Raw genomic sequence first — 19,138 nt, 5'->3', positions numbered from 1 at the left:
ACAACTTGATTTCTCAAGTTTACTCGTAAAAAAGAATTGCTGGTTTTTAACTTTATATTCTGTTCAATTTTCAAAGACCAATTTGTGTGTCGCACTCAAGCGACTTTCTTATCTTATCACCTTGTCGAAATCTTGTCAACAACTTTTTTCTTTTTCTATTTCGTTGCGACTCGTTTCCGTCAGCGACGAGATTTATCTTAACATAATTCTCTAATCCAATTAATCATTCTAACCTTTTTATTAAAAATAACCCATGTTATTTCATATTTTTTCTTTTATTTTCTACGTTTTCCTCATACCGATACTCCAGGATAAGTTTACATCATTTATCTCCTTTTAATCCTTCTTTCCATCAAATTAATACTATAAATCTTTACTTTAATAACTCAATTTGTTACCAATACAACAAAAGAAGCACTATTTGTAATAGCACTCCTTTCTTCTTCTTACATAAATATTATTTTTATTCTCTCTTTTATTTAGAATTAATCCCTTAATATATTTAAATCCTCACCATTTAATATTTTCTTCATGGTTCTCATAGAACACATCTTTCCGCACATTGTACAACTCTCTTCATCGTGTGGTTTTGATTCGGCTCTATATCTTCTTGCTTTATCTGGTTCCAAAGCCAAATCAAACATAGTATCCCAATCAATATCTGCTCTAGCTTTACTCATTTTATTATCCCATTCTCTTGCTCCCTTTATTCCTTTAGCTATATCCGCTGAATGTGCTGCAATTTTAGCAGCTACAATTCCCTCTTTCATATCTTCTAGGTTAGGTAATCTTAAATGTTCAGCTGGAGTAACATAACATAAGAAATCTGCTCCATATGTTGCTGCAATAGCTCCACCAATAGCAGATGTAATATGATCATACCCCGGAGCAATATCTGTTACCAAAGGTCCTAAAACATAAAAAGGTGCCCCATGACATAGCTTCTTTTGTAAAAGCATATTAGCTTCTATCTCATTAAGTGCCATATGGCCAGGGCCTTCAATTATAACTTGTACATTCTTTTCCCAAGCCCTTTTAGTTAATTCTCCTAATGTAATAAGTTCCTTTATTTGATTAGCATCTGTAGAATCATTAATACTTCCAGGTCTTAACGCATCTCCAAGAGAAATTGTCATATCGTACTTAGCACAAATATCTAGCAATTCATCATAATATTCAAAAAAGGGATTTTCTTTATTATTTAATTCCATCCATGCAAATAATAACGAACCACCTCTTGATACTATGTGAGTAAGTCTCTTATTTCTCTTAACTGTTTCCACAGCCTCTCTATTTAACCCTGCATGTATTGTTATAAAGTCAACTCCATCTTGTCCATGTTTCTCTACAACTTTAAGAAACTCCTCTGCTGTTATGTCTTTTAATTCCTTATCGTAAAAACCAACAGCATCATATATAGGTACAGTCCCAATCATAGCAGTAGACATGTCTACTATTTTTCTTCTCATCCCTTCAGTTTTACCATAATTAGAAAGATCCATTATTGCTTCTGCCTTCATATCTAATGCTACTTTTACCTTTTCAAACTCCTTCTCACATTCAGGACAATCCTTAGATATCCCTAAATTTACATTTATCTTAGTTTTAAGTCCTTGACCTATCCCCTCTGGACTTAGTGTCCTATGATTCCTATTAGCTGGTATAGCAACTTTCCCCTCTGCTACTAATCCTCTTAACTCGTCCACTGAAATATTTTCCTTCGCCGCTACTATTTCCATTTCACTTGTTATAATACCTTTTTTAGCTGCATCCATTTGTGTTGTATAACCCATAATAATCCTCCTCCTAAAATATATAAAAAAACCTAGCAAATTAATTTGCTAGGCTATAACCACTTTCAAAAATAAAAGCTTGCATATGCAAGCTTAAATTTTTAAATTATAAGCTTCCCTACGATGGTATTATCCATATCAGGTACAAGAGTTAGGAAAATCCTTCTCAGCCTTACGGCACCCCTAGCTAATTCACTATATTCTTTTACATTAATATACCATTTATTAATATTTTTATCAAGTTTTCGTTATTCAAATATATTTACTAACTTTTTGTTCAATACATCTACAACACCACAGTCAGACATCTTAGCACAAGGAATCACAGGAAGTGCAAGCGTTACAATTCTTAATAATGGATTAGGCATTTCAGTAATACCCAATTCTCTTATTGCTTTCTTCATTTTGTTAGCATCCTTTGATAATTCTTCTGCTTCTTTATTTGACATTAGCCCTGCAACTTTTAGTTGTAAATGCTCTTTTAATTCGCCATTTTCTGCACAACTTAATCCTCCACCCATTTGGATCAAGTCATTTGCTACTAGTAAAGCTTCTTTAGGGTCCTCATATACTATTGTTAGGTTATGGCTATCATGTGATATGGTACTTCCTAACGCTCCTTTAGTTAACCCAAAATTCTTTACAACAGCTATTGATTTGTTCTCATCTTTACCATGTCTATTAATAACAATTACAAACTTTAAATCCTCTTCCCCTGATAAATCTATATATCCATCTTTAACATTCAATTCTTTTTCTACAAAATCTGTAACTGAGGATATTTGACTTCTATATTGAATTATCTTTGTTTTTATCTTTCCTTCTTTTATAGGTGCTTTCAACATAAAGTCTTCAACTTTTAAATCTTTAACGTGAACAGAGTTTTCTTCTTCAATATCATATTTTATATTCTCTACTTCTTTTAACAGCTTCCCATCTTCAGCAACTATTTCCCCCTCAAATACTACAGCATTAACTTTAAAGTTTTCTAAGTCTTCTAAAACAACTATATCTGCTAAATATCCTGGAGCTAATGCGCCTAAGTTTCTTATTCCTAATTCTCTTGCATTATTTAATGTTGCACATCTTATAGCATCAACTGGGTCTAAACCTGCCTTTACAGCTGTTTTCACAACATCATTCATATGACCACTAGTTAATATTTCATCCACTTCTCTATCATCGGTACATAAAGTAAGATTTGTTAAATATCTAAAATCCTTAACTCCCTTTACTATTTTGGTTACATCCTTAGAAATAGAACTTTCTCTAGCATCAACATACATACCTTTTCTCATCTTATCTCTAGCTTCAATTTCATTTCTACTTTCATGGCAACTTAATATTCCTGCACAAAGATAAGAAGATAATTGTTTTCCTGTTAAAGATGGAGCATGCCCTTGAATAAACATATTTCTCTTTTCAGCAGCTTCAACAATCTTTACCATCCTTTCATCATTGTCAATTACTCCGATGAAATCCATCACTTCCCCAATACCAATAACTCTTTCTAAATCTAACATTTCTTCTATATCTTTTTCATCAAACTCAGCCCCTGCATTTTCTAAACCTTGTACTGCTGGAACACATGATGGTGCTAATATGTATTGTCTCATTGGAAGCCCTTCACTAGAATCATGCATATACTTAACGCCTCTAATTCCATGAACATTCCCTATTTCATGAGGGTCTGTAACTACCGTAGTTGTCCCATGTGCAGTTACTGCCTTTGCAAAATTTCTTGGAGTAAGTAAAGTACTTTCAATATGAATATGTGCATCTATTAATCCTGGAATTACATACTTTCCTTCTGCATCATAATATTTTTTCCCTTTAAGAGACTCTCTCTCTTCATCTATGCTACATGTAACATCTCCAATATGCTTTTCATATATACCAACTTCACCTTCATAAATTTCTCCAGTGAATACATTAACTATTTTTCCGTTCTTAATTACTAAATCATATTCTCTTTTTCCGTTTGCTGCTTCTATTAATCCTTTTTTATCATTAGGTAAAATCCACATAAAACTCATCCTTTCACTATATAATTTGGTTGTTCTGTGGTGTCACTATAATTTTAATTTTTTATTCTTAAAGTAAATTATTTCTAATTAAAATTTATCTCACCAAAATCCATTCAACTCCGCATTTTTACTATAACTTCTTAAGTTCTAAAGTTCTTAAGTTTTTAACTTCTTATATTTTTAAAAAGTTAAGAACTGAATATAGAATTTAAAACTATGATACATCCTTTTTTGCTTTAATAAAAAGTTGCCGTGGCAATAGAGAATAAATTCCCCTCTCTATTGCCACAGCTCTATTATTTCTATATTAAGAAGTATAAAATCAACGGTATTGATAAAATATAAATTCCCCAATTTAATTCTTTATATTTCCCAGCCATGACTTTTGTAAACATATAAGCTATAATCCCCATGCTTATACCATTTGAAATACTGTTTGTGAATATTGTAAATGCAATTGTAGCGAATGCTGGGAATGATTCTGTGAAATCACTAAAATCTATATCCTTAAGTCCTGATAACATCATTAATCCTATAATTATTAAGGCTGGTGCTGTAGCTTGATTTGGTATCATACCAACTATTGGTGTTATGAATATTGCAAGAGCAAAACATACCGCTGTTGATACTGCTGTTAAACCAGTTCTTCCACCTTCTTCAACCCCTGAAGCTGATTCTATGTAAGTTGTAACTACTGTTGATCCAAATAACGCACCCACTATTGTAGCAATTGAATCTACCAAGAATGGCTTTTCGATATTAGGTAAATTCCCTTCTTCATCTAAAAGATCTGCCTTTGCAGAAACACCTATTAAAGTACCTAAAGTCGAGAAGAAATCTCCAACAAAGAATGTGAATATTAACGGGAAGAAACTCCACTTTAACGCTCCCATAATATCAAGCTTCATAAAAATCGGTTCAATTGATGGAGGCATTGATATTAAAGCTTCTGGCACTTGTGTAATTCCCATTGGAATTCCTATAATTGTAGTAGCTATAATTCCTATAAATACAGCCCCCTTAACCTTTCTTGACATTAAGAAAACTAGTAAACATAAACCTATAATTGTAAGTAATACTGCTGGTGTTTTAATATCTCCCATAGAAATAGAACCATCTATTTGCATAATTCCACCATTCTTGAATCCAAGTGAAACTATATAAAATCCAACTGCTGCCCCTATAGCAAGCTTTACATTCTTAGGAATTAACTTAACTATAACTTCTCTTAATCCTAAAACAGAAAGTAGTAAGAAAACAACTCCTGAAATAAATACCATTCCTAATCCTGTTTGCCAAGAAACAACTCCTCCAGCAACAAGTGTGAAAGCAAAGAAAGCATTACTTCCCATAGCTGGTGCTAAAGCAAATGGTAAGTTAGCGTATAATCCCATAAATAATGAGAATATTGCCGATAGAATTGCTGTAACAACTGTTACTGCTCCAACATCCATTCCCGCTGCTCCCATAAAGGATGGTTGTACAACTAAAATGTAAGCCATAGTCATAAATGTAACTATACCTGCTGTTATTTCAGTCTTTGGATTCGTGTTGTGTTCCTTTAATTTAAATAGTTTTTCTAACATTTTGTCCCCCTAATGTTTACTTAATTAATTCTTCTACTGTATCTAATAACAACTGACATCCATTTTGAATATCTATTTCTTTTGTATACTCTTCTGGGCAATGACTACTTCCATTTACACTAGGTACAAATATCATAGCCACATCACATATTTCACTAATAATGCTTGTATCATGGTTTGAACCACTATACATAAACTTATAACTTATTTTTCTTTTTAAAGCCTTCTCTTCTATAATTTTTAATATTTCTTCCTTCGACTTAGTTTCCTTAGCCTTAGTCAGTTCTTTTATAGAAGTCTTAACCCCACTACTTTCTATCTTTTTAAGTTCATTTTTTATTTCTTCTAAAATTCTTTTATTTGTATCAGGTTCGATACCCCTTAAATCTATTGTGAACTTTACTTCTTGTGGAATTACATTTGGCAAATTAGGTTTACACTCTATAACGCCTACAGTTGCTACATTTGATTCATCTCCAAGCTTTTCAACTATATCTGGTATATTAGAAATCAATCTTGATGCTTCAACTAAAGCATCCTTTCTATATTTCATAGGAGTTGCACCTGCATGGTTAGCTTGACCTTCTATCGTTACCTCATACCAATTTAAAGCATTTATTCCTTTAACTATTCCCACTGAAATATTCTCTTCATCTAAAACTCTTCCTTGTTCTATATGAAGCTCTATCATAGAATGGATTTCTTCCTTTGGAATCCTACATTCAGATACTCTTCTAGGATTCACCCCTAATTTCTCTATCATATCCACCATAGAAATACCCATATTATCTTTAAGATCCTTTATTTCTTCAAAGTCAACCTTACCAGCGATAGCTTTGCTTCCAAGAAGATTAACAGAAAAATTAGAACCTTCTTCTTCAGTAAAAACCACTACTTGATATCCTCTTCTATGCTTTAAGTTATTCTCTTTTATAACTCTTCCAACTTCTATAGCAGAAACAACACCAAGTATCCCATCATAATTACCACCATGTTTAACAGTGTCAATATGTGACCCGCTTATAACCATTGGTAACTTTTCCTCTGTTCCTTTTAATAACCCTTTTATATTACCTATATTATCAACACTTACCTCAAACCCAGCCTCTTTCATTTGGTTAATTAAATATTTCCTAGCAAGCAAATCCTCTTTACTGTAAGAATATCTTGTGCAACCTTTTTCAGGCGTAGAGTTAAATTCGCTAAGTTTCTTAAGTCCTTCCATTACTCTATGTATATTAATCTCCATATCTTATCCATCCTTCGAATTAGTAACGAACTATATTTATAATATATACAATATAATTCGCCAGGTCAAGACCTTTTTCTGCTTTTATCGAACTTTTTTTTAAAATAACCATTTAATTTTCGTATTTATTTCTATTACTATAATAAAAACCATATAATACTAATTAACACTTATCTCACTTCTAGAAAATAGGATTTAATTATGATATTCTAAAACTGTACCACAACAGTTAAGAAGGTGTTTATCATTAGTAAATTATACGAGAAAATAATTAAGGATATAGAAGAAGGAATAGAAAAAGGAGTATATACAGTAGGTAAAAAAATCCCTTCTGTTCGTGAGCTTAGTAAAAAATATAACTGTTCAATAAATACAGTAATAAAAGCTTACGATACTTTAAAAAACAATCATGTCATATACGCTAGTCCTAAAAGTGGATATTATATTGTAGAAAACATAAATAAAATCAACATTTCCACATCAGATACAATTAACTTTTATAGCGGTAACACTTTAATTGGAGATATGAATATACCAGATTTAAAACACTGTCTAAATTGGGCAGGTGACCTTTACAAAAATAATTCCCTAGACTCGAATCATACTGGGGTAGATTCCTTAAAAGATGCTTCACTTAAGTATTTATCAAATTTTCAAGTTTTCACTAAAAAAGAAAACTTATTTATTACAATGGGAACAGTTCAAACTCTTAACCTATTAATAGATATGAATTTTCCAAATAATAAAACAAAGATATTATTAGAACAACCAAGTTATGGACACTTTTTAGATAACTTAAAAATGCTAAATATAGATATAATGGGAATAGAGAGAAACGAAGATGGTATTAATTTAGATAAACTAGAAAAAATTTTTAAAGAAGAGCCTATTAAATTCTTCTATACAATCCCACGTCACCACAACCCTTTAGGAACCACTTTAAAAAAATCTCAAAGGAAAGCAATTGCTAAATTAGCAGCCAAATATGACGTTTATGTTGTAGAAGATGATTATTTTTCAGATATTTATTTAGACGAAAAATACGACCCTATTTATTCATATTCCGACTTTACTCACGTCATATATCTTAAAAGTTTTTCAAAAATTATGCCTTGGATGAGAGTTGGAGTTTCAGTTATGCCTAACAACTTAATTGGCTCCTTTAAAAATCATATAAAAAAATTAGATATAAGATATTACATATCACCATCACTATTATCTCAAGCTACTCTTGAAATATATATAAGAAGTAATATTTTAAAAAAACATAGTGATGTTATAACGAATGATTTAAAAAAGAAACATGAAATACTTTCAAATGAACTTTTATCTTTGAAGAATATAGGAATAAATTGTTTTAGTGACATATCAGGTTTTTATAGTTATATATTTCTTCCTGACCATATAAACGAAGACATATTAATTAAAGAATTAAGAAATAACAAAGTTATTGTAGGGCCTGGTAAACGCTGTTTTATAGATAATTCATTTTACAAAAAAGGAATAAGGCTTAGTATATCTAGCGTCAGTACAAAGGATATTATTAATGGGTTAAATATAATAAAAAAATGTTTGATTAATAGCTAAAGCTTAAATATTTAGTAAAAATAAATTTTAATCATCACAAAAAGGACCGTATCTTATTTGATACGATCCCTTTTTGTGAAATCAACTTTTGTAGTTTTATATATAAATGTTATTTTTTCTTAGGCTTTTTTACTTCTTTTGAAGCTTCTTTCTTAACTTCATAAGATTTTATATAAATTTCCTTTAATTCACTCATTAATGGGTATCTTGGATTAGCACCTGTACATTGGTCATCAAATGCTTGCTCTACCATTTCATCAAGTGTTGCATAGAATGCATCTTCGCTTATACCAGCTTCTTTAATTGTCTTTGGCATATTAACCTTAGCTTGTAATTCCTCTATAGCCTTGATTAATAATTCTACTTTTTCTTCATTAGTAGATCCACCTAATCCTAGATGATCTGCAATTCTAGCATATCTCCATGATGCATTTGGATATTTATATTGAGCAAATGCTGCTTGCTTAGTTGGCGCATCTTCAGCATTGAATCTTATAACTTCGTTCATTACTAGAGAGTTTGCCATACCGTGTGGTAGGTGGTGGAATGCACCTAGCTTATGAGCTAATGAGTGGTTTATTCCTAAGAAAGCATTTGAGAATGCCATACCAGCCATACATGAAGCATGAGCCATTTTTTCTCTAGCTTTAACGTTTGTTGTTCCTTCATTATAAGCATCTGGTAAGTATTTGAATACTAATCTAATAGCTTCTAAAGCTAATCCATTAGTGTATTCAGATGCCATAATTGAAACATATGCTTCTATAGAGTGAACTAATACGTCTATACCAGCACAAGCTGTTAATCCCTTAGGTGAAGTCATCATTAACTCAGCGTCAACTATAGCCATATCTGGAGTTAATTCATAGTCAGCTAATGGATATTTAACTCCTGTAGTTTCATCAGTTATAACTGCGAATGGAGTAACTTCTGATCCTGTTCCTGCTGATGTAGCTATTGAAACCATCATAGCTTTTTGACCCATTGTTGGGAACTTGTAAATTCTTTTTCTAATATCCATGAATGTCATAGCTAAATCATGGAAGTTCACTTCTGGATGTTCATACATAACCCACATAATCTTAGCAGCATCCATAGCTGATCCACCACCAAGAGAGATAATTACATCTGGATTGAAATCTAGCATTTCCTTAGCACCAGCTCTTGCACATCTTAATGTTGGGTCTGGTTCAACATCTGAGAATATTTTATATTGTATTCCGTTCTTTTCTAGTACTTCTGTTACTTTATTTGTGTATCCCATTTGGAATAATACTTTATCTGTTACGATGAAGGCTTTCTTTTTGCCCATATCGTGTAATTCTTCAAGAGCTACTGGTAAACAACCATATTTGAAATAAGTCTTTTCTGGAACTCTAAACCAAAGCATATTTTCTCTCCTCTCAGCAATGCTCTTAATGTTAATTAAGTGCTTAGGACCAACGTTTTCTGAAACTGAGTTTCCACCCCATGATCCACATCCTAGTGTTAATGATGGTGCTAACTTAAAGTTAAATAAATCCCCGATAGCTCCTTGTGCTGCTGGCATATTAATTAGAGTTCTAGCAGTCTTCATTCTTTCACCAAATGTTAATATTCTATCTTTTGACTTTATTTGATCTGTATATAGTATTGAAGTGTGTCCCATACCACCTAATTCAATTAATCTATCAGCCTTATCTAAAGCTTCTTCGAATGATTTAGCTTTATACATAGCTAATACTGGTGATAACTTTTCATGTGAGAATGGTTCTTCTAATTCAACTGAAGTTACTTCTCCAACTAAAACCTTAGCTGATTCTGGAACATTCACTCCTGCCATTTGTGCAATCTTATATGCTGATTGACCAACCATATCTGCATTTAGGCCACCTCTATCATTTAAGATTACTTTTCTAACCTTATCTATTTCTTCGCCCTTAAGGATATAAGCTCCTCTATCTGCTAATTCTTTCTTAACTTCATCATAAACTTCTTCTAAAACAACTATTGATTGTTCTGATGCACATATAACCCCATTATCAAATGTCTTAGATAATAAAATTGAGTTTACAGCCATTTTTATGTGAGCTGTTTCATCTATAATAGCTGGAGTATTTCCTGCACCAACTCCTAAAGCTGGTCTTCCTGATGAGTAAGCAGCCTTAACCATTGCCGGACCACCTGTAGCTAGTATTATATCTGATTCTCTCATAACATTTCCTGATAATTCAACTGATGGTTCATCTATCCATCCTATAATTCCTTCTGGAGCACCAGCTTTAACTGCTGCATCTAAAACAACCTTAGCTGCTGCTATTGTAGCTTTCTTAGCTCTTGGATGTGGACTTATGATTATTGCATTTCTAGTTTTTAAAGCTATTAATGTTTTAAATATAGCTGTTGATGTTGGATTTGTAGTTGGAACTATAGCAGCTATAACTCCTATTGGTTCTGCAATTTTTGTAACTCCAAAAGTTTTATCTTCTTCTAAAACTCCACAAGTTTTCATATCTTTATATTGATTATATATATATTCAGCTGCAAAATGATTCTTTATAACCTTATCTTCAACAATACCCATTCCTGTTTCTTCAACAGCCATCTTTGCAAGCTTAATTCTTGCATTATTTGCTGCTAAAGCTGCTTGTCTGAAAATTTCATCTACTTGCTCTTGAGTATAAGTTGCGAATATCTTTTGCGCCTCTTTTAATTCTTGAATTCTTTTAGTTAATTCTTGTGCATTAGTAACTGCCATCTTTAGTTCCTCCTAAAATTTATATAATAATCATTTGTGATTTTTTTATCATTCTTTCTACACCTTTATTTTATTTTATTGTTTATTTTTTGTCAATGTTTTTTGTTAACTTTTTTAATTTTCATTCAACTTTCCCATCAAATAATTGATTTTTTGTAAATATTTTGTCAATTTTATATATTTTTAGGTTCCATAAAAACATTTACATAGCTATGTATGTAGTTTTTTTAACAATATTCTTGTTATAACTATATTTATTTTGTGCATTTATACTTTATATCATTCATTTATATTTAAACTTATTTTTCCATACAATTGATAACTTCCTAACTAAGCAAATATAATTATGTCTTTCATCATTTAAAATATTTACAAATAAAAAGAAGTCCAATATTGGACTTCTTTTAACACTTACATATTTCAATTATTGTTTTACAAGCTAATTCCATATATGAGATTACAGTAAATTCATATTTACCATGAAAATTATATCCACCAGTAAATATATTAGGACAAGGTAACCCCATAAAAGATAATCTTGATCCGTCTGTTCCTCCTCTAATTGGAACTAACTCAGGAACTATATCTAAAGCTTCCATAGCTTTTTTGGCTCTTTCCATTACCTCTGGATACTTATCAATTACTTCCTTCATATTTTTATATTGATCTTTTAGAATAACTTCTACTGTTCCATCCCCATATTTTGAATTTAATTTTTCTTCAATACTCTTTAATTTGTTCTTTCTATTATTAATTCCTTCAGTTTCAAAATCTCTTAATATATAAGTTAATGTTGTACTTTCTACTGAACCTTCAATATCATTTAAATGATAGAATCCTTCATATCCACTTGTATGTTGTGGTGATTCATTTTGTGGTAACTCATTATGGAATTCATATGCTATAAGAATACTATTTTTCATTTTGTCCTTAGCATATCCTGGATGAATGTTGCTGCCATTTACCTTAACTATAGCAGAAGACGCATTAAAGTTTTCACACTCTAATTCTCCTAACGCTCCACCATCTATTGTATAAGCAAAATCTGCTTCAAACTTTTCTACATCGAAGAAATCTGCACCTCTACCTACCTCTTCATCAGGGGTAAATGCTATTCTTATCTTTCCATGAGAAATCTCTGGATGTTTTATTAAATAGCTCATTGCAGTCATTATTTCTGCAATACCATTTTTATCATCTGCTCCAAGAAGAGTTGTTCCATCAGTTGTAATTATAGTTTCTCCAATTAAATTCTTTAAAACAGGATAACTAGATTCACTTAAATATATATTTATATCTTTATTTAAGTATATATTTCCACCATTGTATTCTACTATTTGAGGATTTACTCCTTCACCTTTAAAATCTGGAGATGTATCCATATGAGCTATAAAGCCTATAACCGGAGCCTCTTCCTTAATGTTGCTAGGTAAAGTTGCCATTACATATCCATTATCATCAAGGGTTACTTCTGTTAGCCCCATCTTTTCACATTCATCTTTTAAGATTCTGGCTAAATCTAATTGACAAGCTGTACTTGGAGTAGTTTCGCTTCTTTCATCAGATTTTGTATTAACCTTAACATATCTTGAAAATCTTTCTAATAATTCTTCTCTAATCATCAATACTCCTCCTTTAATAATTACATATAGTCTTCTGTTTTTGTCTTCATACCTTTTTTATCCAATTGACTTTCTACTACCTCTTTTATTATAGAGTATATTACTGCAAATAAAGGTACACCTATTACCATTCCTACTAGCCCTAAGAATTTACCAGCCACTAATATAGAAAACAATATCCAAAATGCAGATATACCTATAGAGTCTCCTAAAATCTTAGGTCCTATTATATTTCCATCAATTTGTTGTATCACAAGAATTATAAGTAAAAACCATAATGCTTTAACTGGAGATACAAATAATATTATTATTACTGAAGGTATGGCACCAATAAACGGTCCAAAGAATGGAATTATATTAGTTATACCAACTATTACAGATACTAATAAAGTATATGGCATTTTAAATATTGTTAAGACAACAAATGTTAATATACCAATTATTAATGAATCAAGTATCTTTCCACTTAAGAACTTTCCAAATGTATCGCTACTTCTATGAGTTATCTCTATAGTCTTATCTGCAGCCCTTTGAGGTAAAATAGCATAGCTAATTTTCTTAGCTAATGCACAGAATTTTTCCTTATCTATTAAAATGTATATTGAAATTATTATTCCAAGCACTACATTCCATAGCCCTGCAGCTGTAGAAGTCACTAAGCCACCTAATACAGGTAACATATTTGTTACTTGCTTTATTATATAATTAGTTACATCATTAAAATTCGTATTTATAAAATTAAATACCTCTTCATTTAAATCAAATTTATGAACGATCTCCTGAAATAACTTTGTTGTGTTATTTATATATGTAGGAATATCATTTATTAACCCAACTAAACTATCTATTACTTGTGGCAAAACAAATTGCATAAATAAAACTATAACTAAAAACGTAGTTATATAAGTTAATATTAACCCTACAGTTCTTTTTCTTCTAAAGTTAGCTTTTTCAAAGCACTTAATATTTTTCATTTTACTTTCATAAAATCTCAATAAAAAATCTAATAGATACGCAATAGCGAATCCAAATATAAATGGCTGTAATAAACTTATTACTTTCCCTATCTTACCCCACAATACACCTAATTGTGATATTGATAAATAAAATAATATAATAGAACACACTAAAATAAATGTATATACGCATATTGTATTATATTTAGTATTCCAATTTACTTTCATATTTACCTCTCTTATTTATTATTTTTTTAACATTTATGACACTTTTATTATAATTTTTTTATTATCCTACAGCAATAGAATTAGCTATTTATAATAAAATATTAAGTTTTTTATTTGTAACTAATAAAAATAAAAAAACATATTTATGATTTGTAGGGCTTAAAAAGTGCAGTATTGCTGGATTTATCAATAATAATGTAATCTAAATAAATACTTGGCTATAAGAGCATAATGTAAATATTAATTAGTTCTAAAAAATAAAGTCTTTGCATTAAAATTAATGTGAGACTTCATTTTCAATAAAATAAACAATATATAGGAGTTGTACAATGTTAAATATACATTCAAAACTAAAATCATTAGAAAAGCTAATTGGTAACACACCTCTAGTAGAAATAACCTGTATTTATAATGGTAAGGAAATAAAAATTTATTCAAAACTAGAATACTATAATTATACAGGAAGTATAAAAGATAGAATGGCACTTCATATCATAAAGAAATCATATGAAAACAAAGAATTAACCCCTAATGATACTATAATCGAAGCTACAAGTGGAAATACTGGAATTTCTTTTAGTTCAATTGGTACTTATTTAGGCCATAAGGTGGTAATATACATGCCTGACTGGATGAGTGATGAACGAAAGAAATTATTAAGAGGCTTTGGTGCAGAAATAAACTTAGTATCCAAGGAGGATGGTGGATTCTTAAAATGTATATCCATCACAGAAGAAATGGCTAAAAACAATAAGAATGTATTCTTACCAAAGCAATTTTCTAATAAATATAATACAGAAGCACACTACTGCTCTACTGGGCCAGAAATATTGACCACATTAAAAAAGCACAATCTAATTCCTTCTGCATTTATTGCTGGTGTAGGTACAGGAGGAACTGTTATGGGAATTGGGACTTATTTAAAAAAACATAATTCTAATATAAAAATATATCCTCTAGAACCATCTAATTCACCTACACTATCTACAGGCACTCAAGTAAATGAACATAGAATTCAAGGAATTGTAGATGAATTTATTCCCCCTATTTTAGATTTTTCTAAAGTCGATGATGTTATTGGAGTTGATGATGGAGACGCAATACTTATGGCACAAAAGTTATCTAAAACTTTAGGGTTAGGAGTAGGCATATCCTCTGGTGCTAACTTCCTAGGAGCAATAAAAGCCTATGAACTATCAGAGAAAAAGAATCCAGTTATAGTAACAGTTTTTGCTGATGATAATAAGAAATATTTATCAACAGACTTATGTAACATTGAGCCAGTGAAAGATTGTTATATATCTAAAAATGTAGAATTAATAAAACTTAAAACTTTATAACAAAAAGAAGGTATTATAAAACAAATAAGCTTTGTAATACCTTCTTATACTTCTAGATTTCCTCTACTAATTGATGTTGCAACTAATATAAGAAAACTTGATATAAATGCTCTAAATGCTTTGCACTGATCTTTTTGAGAAACATCGTCCTCTATTGCTGTTTCATAAGCATCATAATTTATAAATAAAAAAATCGATGTAACTAAAAGGAATATTTCATTTGATATTATAGGTATCCTACTTAAGTCTGGTAAAGAATCACTTATGTTAGTATTATTTAATTGATCTAGTAATTTAGTACGCTCTCCACTAACAAACTCTATATTTAAAATAACTGCAACTAAAATAAGTAATAAAGAATCATATGAAATATTTAGGATATTTAATTGCTTAAAAAGTTCTTCCTGAGAAACTGAGGACTCATTACTATTATCATTTTGGTCATTATTACTTTTTTCCATTACTATCCTCTTTAAGCATTTCTATATTACAAAGTATGACAGCTCAAGCAATTTAGTGAATAGGTAAGATTTTTTATTCACCTAAATCTAATGGACTTTTACTTTGAAATTTTCATTAATAGCTCCCCTGTTTTAACTGGTTGTCCTTCTGAAACATAGACTTCTTCTATTATACCTTCTATTGCTGCTACTATATTAGTTTCCATCTTCATAGCTTCAATTACAGCCAAGCTTTGTCCTTCCTTAACTCTTTCACCTTTGTTTACTAGAATTTTAATAACGTTACCTGGTATGCTTGCACCAACATCAGATTTATTATCTTGATCAGCCATTCTAAATTTACTATCTTCTCCAAGAACATTTCTTACAGTTTGAGTTCTATCCTTAATTCTTATAGATCTTCTATATCCGTTTATTTCAAAATCTACATTCCTATATCCTCCTATATCTATATTACCTATTTGTACAAGTTTAACTATTATAGTCTTACCTTCTCCTAAATCTATTTCACTTACTTCTCCCTCTGCTAGTCCATGTAAAAATACATCACTTCTAATTCTACTTACATTACCAAACTCTTGTAAGAACTTTAAATACTCCTCATATACTTCTGGATATAAAGCATAACTTATTACATCCTTATTAGTAGCTTTAATACCAAATTTCTTTTTTATTTTCTCTTTTATTCCTTGGAAATCTTCATCCTTTAATAACTCTCCTGGTCTTATATCAATAGGTTTATCTCCTTTTAAAACTAGCTTTTGAAGCTCCTTTGGAAAGCCACCTTCTGGTTGTCCCATCATACCTTTAAAGTAAGATACAACTGAATCTGGAAAAGCCATATTTTTGGCTTTATCATATATATTTTCAGGAGTTAAGTCATTTTGAACCATAAATATAGCCATATCTCCAACCATCTTAGAAGATGGTGTAACCTTAATTATATCTCCTACCATTTCGTTTACTTTCTTATACATAAGCTTAACTTCTTTAAATCTATGACCTAATCCAAAACTCTCTACTTGAGGCCTTAAGTTAGAATACTGTCCTCCAGGTATTTCATATTTATATATTTCAGCACTTCCAGATTTTAAGCCTGATTCAAACTTACTATATATAGGTCTTATACCATCCCAATAATCAGAAAGCTTTTGAATATCATTCAAATCTATTCCTGTGTCTCTATCTGTATTTTCTAAAGCTGCAACTATTGAATTTAATGCTGGCTGACTTGTTAATCCAGACATACCATTAAAGGTAGTATCAACAATATCAACTCCTGCCTCTGCAGCCATTAAAACTGTAGCTACTCCTGTTCCCGTTGTATCATGTGTATGAAGATGTATTGGTATTGATATTTCATTTTTTAATGCCTTTATTAACTTCCTAGCTGAATATGGTTTAAGTAGAGCTGACATATCTTTAATAGCAAGTATATGTGCTCCCATATTCTCTATTTCTTTTGCCTTATTTACATAGTATTGTAATGAATACTTGTCTCTATTAGTATCTAAAATATCTCCTGTATAGCACAAAGCTACTTCTGCTATCTTGCCACATTTTAATACTTCATCTAACGAAACCTCTATGCCTTTTAACCAATTTAAAGAATCAAATATTCTAAATATATCTATGCCACTTTTAGATGATTCCCTAATAAATTCCCTTATTACATTATCAGGATAATTCTTATAGCCTACACAATTTGCCCCTCTTATAAGCATTTGAAACATAACGTTAGGAATTCTTTTTCTTAATTCCTCTAACCTTTCCCATGGATCTTCCTTTAAAAACCTATATGCTGTATCAAATGTTGCTCCTCCCCACATTTCAAGAGAAAACAAGTTTTTTCCATAATCAGCTGTAGCTTTTGCTATGCTTATCATATCCCTACTTCTAACTCTAGTTGCAACTAATGACTGCTGGGCATCTCTCATTGTAGTATCAGTTAATAAAAGCTTCTTTTGTTCCTTTATCCACTTTACAACTCCTTCAGCTCCCTGTTCATCAAGTATTTGCTTTGTCCCTCTAAGAGTTTTTATATCTATTCCAGGTTTAGGGATTATAGGAAAATCATAATCCTTCTTCTCTCCCTTTGTTTCATTTACCACTTTCTCACCAATCATTCTAAGAACCCTTTGTTCTTCATTAGTTGTAGGTTCTATATTAAATAATTGAGGATTAGATGAAATAAAGTTTGTATCACACTCTCCATGTTGAAATATATCATTATTAAGAACATTAATAAGGAAATCTACATTTGTCTTTATTCCTGTTATATTTAATTCCTTTATAGATCTAATAGATTTTCTTACTGCATCTTCAAAAGTTCTAGAAAAGGACGTTATTTTCACTAACAAGCTATCATAATAAGGACTTACCACTGCCCCCTCAAATCCGTTACCACCGTCAAGCCTTATCCCAAATCCAGAGCCTGTCCTATAAGTATCCATCTTACCATTATCAGGAGAAAAGTTATTTGCAGGATCTTCCGTAGTTATTCTACATTGGATTGCATATCCTCTTGGTTTAATATCATCCTGACTCTTAATTCCAACTTCATCCGATGATAATTCAAAGCCCTCTGCTATAAGTATTTGACTTTGTACTATATCAATACCAGTTGTTATCTCCGTTACTGTATGCTCTACTTGAATTCTTGGATTCATCTCTATAAAATAGTGCTTCCCATGTTTATCTACCAAGAATTCAATAGTTCCTGCACTTCTATAATTTACAGCTTTAGCTATTTTAATTGCATCATTACATATTTCTTCTCTTTTTTCTGTTGATAAAGATAAAGCTGGACTAAATTCTACAACCTTTTGATGCCTTCTTTGTATTGAACAATCCCTTTCAAATAAATGTACTATATTACCATAATCATCTCCTAGTATTTGTATTTCTATATGCTTAGGCCCCTCTATATATTTTTCAATAAATATATCATCTATACCAAAGGCCTTTTTAGCCTCACTTCTTGCACTAATATATGATGATATTAAATCCTCTTCCTTTTTAACTATCCTCATACCTCTGCCACCACCGCCTGCAGCAGCTTTTAGTATTACTGGATATTCACACTTTCTAGCAAAACTCAAAGCTTCTTCTTCAGATGATATAGCTTTTTCTACCCCTGGAATTACTGGAACCCCTACACTTTTTGCTACCACCTTAGATTTTATCTTATCTCCTAATTTCTCCATCATTTCTGGCTTAGGTCCTATAAATCTAATACCTGATTCTTCACATTTTCTAGCAAATTCAGGATTTTCAGATAAAAAACCATAACCTGGATGTATAGCATCTACATGTTTTTTTAATGCTAAAGAAATAATTCCATCAATATCTAGGTAAGCTTCAACAGGTCCTTTATTTTTTCCGATTAAGTATGACTCATTTGCCTTTGTCCTAAATAATGAACATTTATCTTCCTCTGAATATATGGCTACAGTTCTTATTCCTAATTCATGACATGCCCTAAAAATTCTTATTGCTATTTCCCCCCTGTTAGCCACCAAAACCTTTTTTATTATTTGCCCCAAGTTAATA

The 19,138-nt window shown here is 30.9% G+C and carries 11 protein-coding genes and 1 riboswitch; of the genes, 2 read left to right on the top strand and 9 right to left on the bottom strand.

Features of this window, described 5'->3' with window-relative positions:
• Positions 1–485: 485 nt before the first annotated feature.
• The 4 genes from thiC to I4V16_RS07065 form a co-directional block, all read right to left on the bottom strand.
• The gene (thiC, locus tag I4V16_RS07080; protein WP_111937344.1) at positions 486–1,793 is read right to left on the bottom strand and encodes a phosphomethylpyrimidine synthase ThiC; all 1,308 of its coding nucleotides are present in this window, start codon (positions 1,791–1,793) and stop codon (positions 486–488) included.
• Positions 1,794–1,891: 98 nt separating this feature from the next.
• Positions 1,892–1,988, bottom strand: a riboswitch (TPP riboswitch).
• Between the two features lie 53 nt (positions 1,989–2,041).
• On the bottom strand, positions 2,042–3,820 hold the full coding sequence (gene ade / locus I4V16_RS07075; protein ID WP_049178493.1) for an adenine deaminase: 1,779 nt from the start codon (positions 3,818–3,820) through the stop codon (positions 2,042–2,044).
• 302 nt (positions 3,821–4,122) lie between these two features.
• Positions 4,123–5,406 carry an NCS2 family permease gene (locus I4V16_RS07070; RefSeq protein WP_049178494.1) on the bottom strand — a complete coding sequence of 428 codons (1,284 nt, stop codon included), beginning with the start codon at positions 5,404–5,406 and terminating at the stop codon, positions 4,123–4,125.
• A 16-nt stretch (positions 5,407–5,422) separates the two neighbouring features.
• Positions 5,423–6,655 (bottom strand): M20 family metallo-hydrolase, encoded by a 1,233-nt coding sequence (locus I4V16_RS07065; protein ID WP_099329008.1) that lies wholly within the window; start codon positions 6,653–6,655, stop codon positions 5,423–5,425.
• A gap of 237 nt (positions 6,656–6,892) precedes the next feature.
• On the opposite strand from I4V16_RS07065, the gene I4V16_RS07060 reads away from it, so the two are divergent.
• Positions 6,893–8,242 (top strand): PLP-dependent aminotransferase family protein, encoded by a 1,350-nt coding sequence (locus I4V16_RS07060; RefSeq protein ID WP_099329007.1) that lies wholly within the window; start codon positions 6,893–6,895, stop codon positions 8,240–8,242.
• Positions 8,243–8,351: 109 nt separating this feature from the next.
• Here the strand turns inward: I4V16_RS07060 and adhE are convergent, their stop codons facing one another.
• The 3 genes from adhE to I4V16_RS07045 all read right to left on the bottom strand — a co-directional run bounded on the left by adhE (position 8,352) and on the right by I4V16_RS07045 (position 13,785).
• Positions 8,352–10,979: a bifunctional acetaldehyde-CoA/alcohol dehydrogenase gene (gene adhE, locus I4V16_RS07055; protein ID WP_049178496.1), complete on the bottom strand. Its 2,628-nt coding sequence runs from the start codon at positions 10,977–10,979 to the stop codon at positions 8,352–8,354.
• A gap of 404 nt (positions 10,980–11,383) precedes the next feature.
• Positions 11,384–12,601, bottom strand: coding sequence for a peptidase T (gene pepT, locus I4V16_RS07050; protein ID WP_195966606.1), 1,218 nt, complete (start codon positions 12,599–12,601; stop codon positions 11,384–11,386).
• A gap of 20 nt (positions 12,602–12,621) precedes the next feature.
• Positions 12,622–13,785 carry an AI-2E family transporter gene (locus I4V16_RS07045; RefSeq protein WP_049178498.1) on the bottom strand — a complete coding sequence of 388 codons (1,164 nt, stop codon included), beginning with the start codon at positions 13,783–13,785 and terminating at the stop codon, positions 12,622–12,624.
• Positions 13,786–14,114: 329 nt separating this feature from the next.
• Between I4V16_RS07045 and I4V16_RS07040 the strand changes: the two genes are divergently transcribed.
• Positions 14,115–15,125 (top strand): cysteine synthase family protein, encoded by a 1,011-nt coding sequence (locus tag I4V16_RS07040; RefSeq protein WP_154840255.1) that lies wholly within the window; start codon positions 14,115–14,117, stop codon positions 15,123–15,125.
• 44 nt (positions 15,126–15,169) lie between these two features.
• Here I4V16_RS07040 and I4V16_RS07035 read toward each other — a convergent pair whose 3' ends face one another.
• On the bottom strand, positions 15,170–15,586 hold the full coding sequence (locus I4V16_RS07035; protein ID WP_049178500.1) for a hypothetical protein: 417 nt from the start codon (positions 15,584–15,586) through the stop codon (positions 15,170–15,172).
• Between the two features lie 98 nt (positions 15,587–15,684).
• Positions 15,685–19,131 (bottom strand): pyruvate carboxylase, encoded by a 3,447-nt coding sequence (locus I4V16_RS07030; RefSeq protein WP_195572547.1) that lies wholly within the window; start codon positions 19,129–19,131, stop codon positions 15,685–15,687.
• Between the last annotated feature and the right edge of the window lie 7 nt (positions 19,132–19,138).

Origin of the sequence: Clostridium sp. 1001283B150210_160208_E6 (genome assembly GCF_015669365.1) — a bacterium.
Taxonomy (GTDB): domain Bacteria; phylum Bacillota; class Clostridia; order Clostridiales; family Clostridiaceae; genus Clostridium; species Clostridium paraputrificum.
Note: the sequence above shows the minus strand (reverse complement) of the source record. Positions and strands in the feature narration are given on the sequence as shown.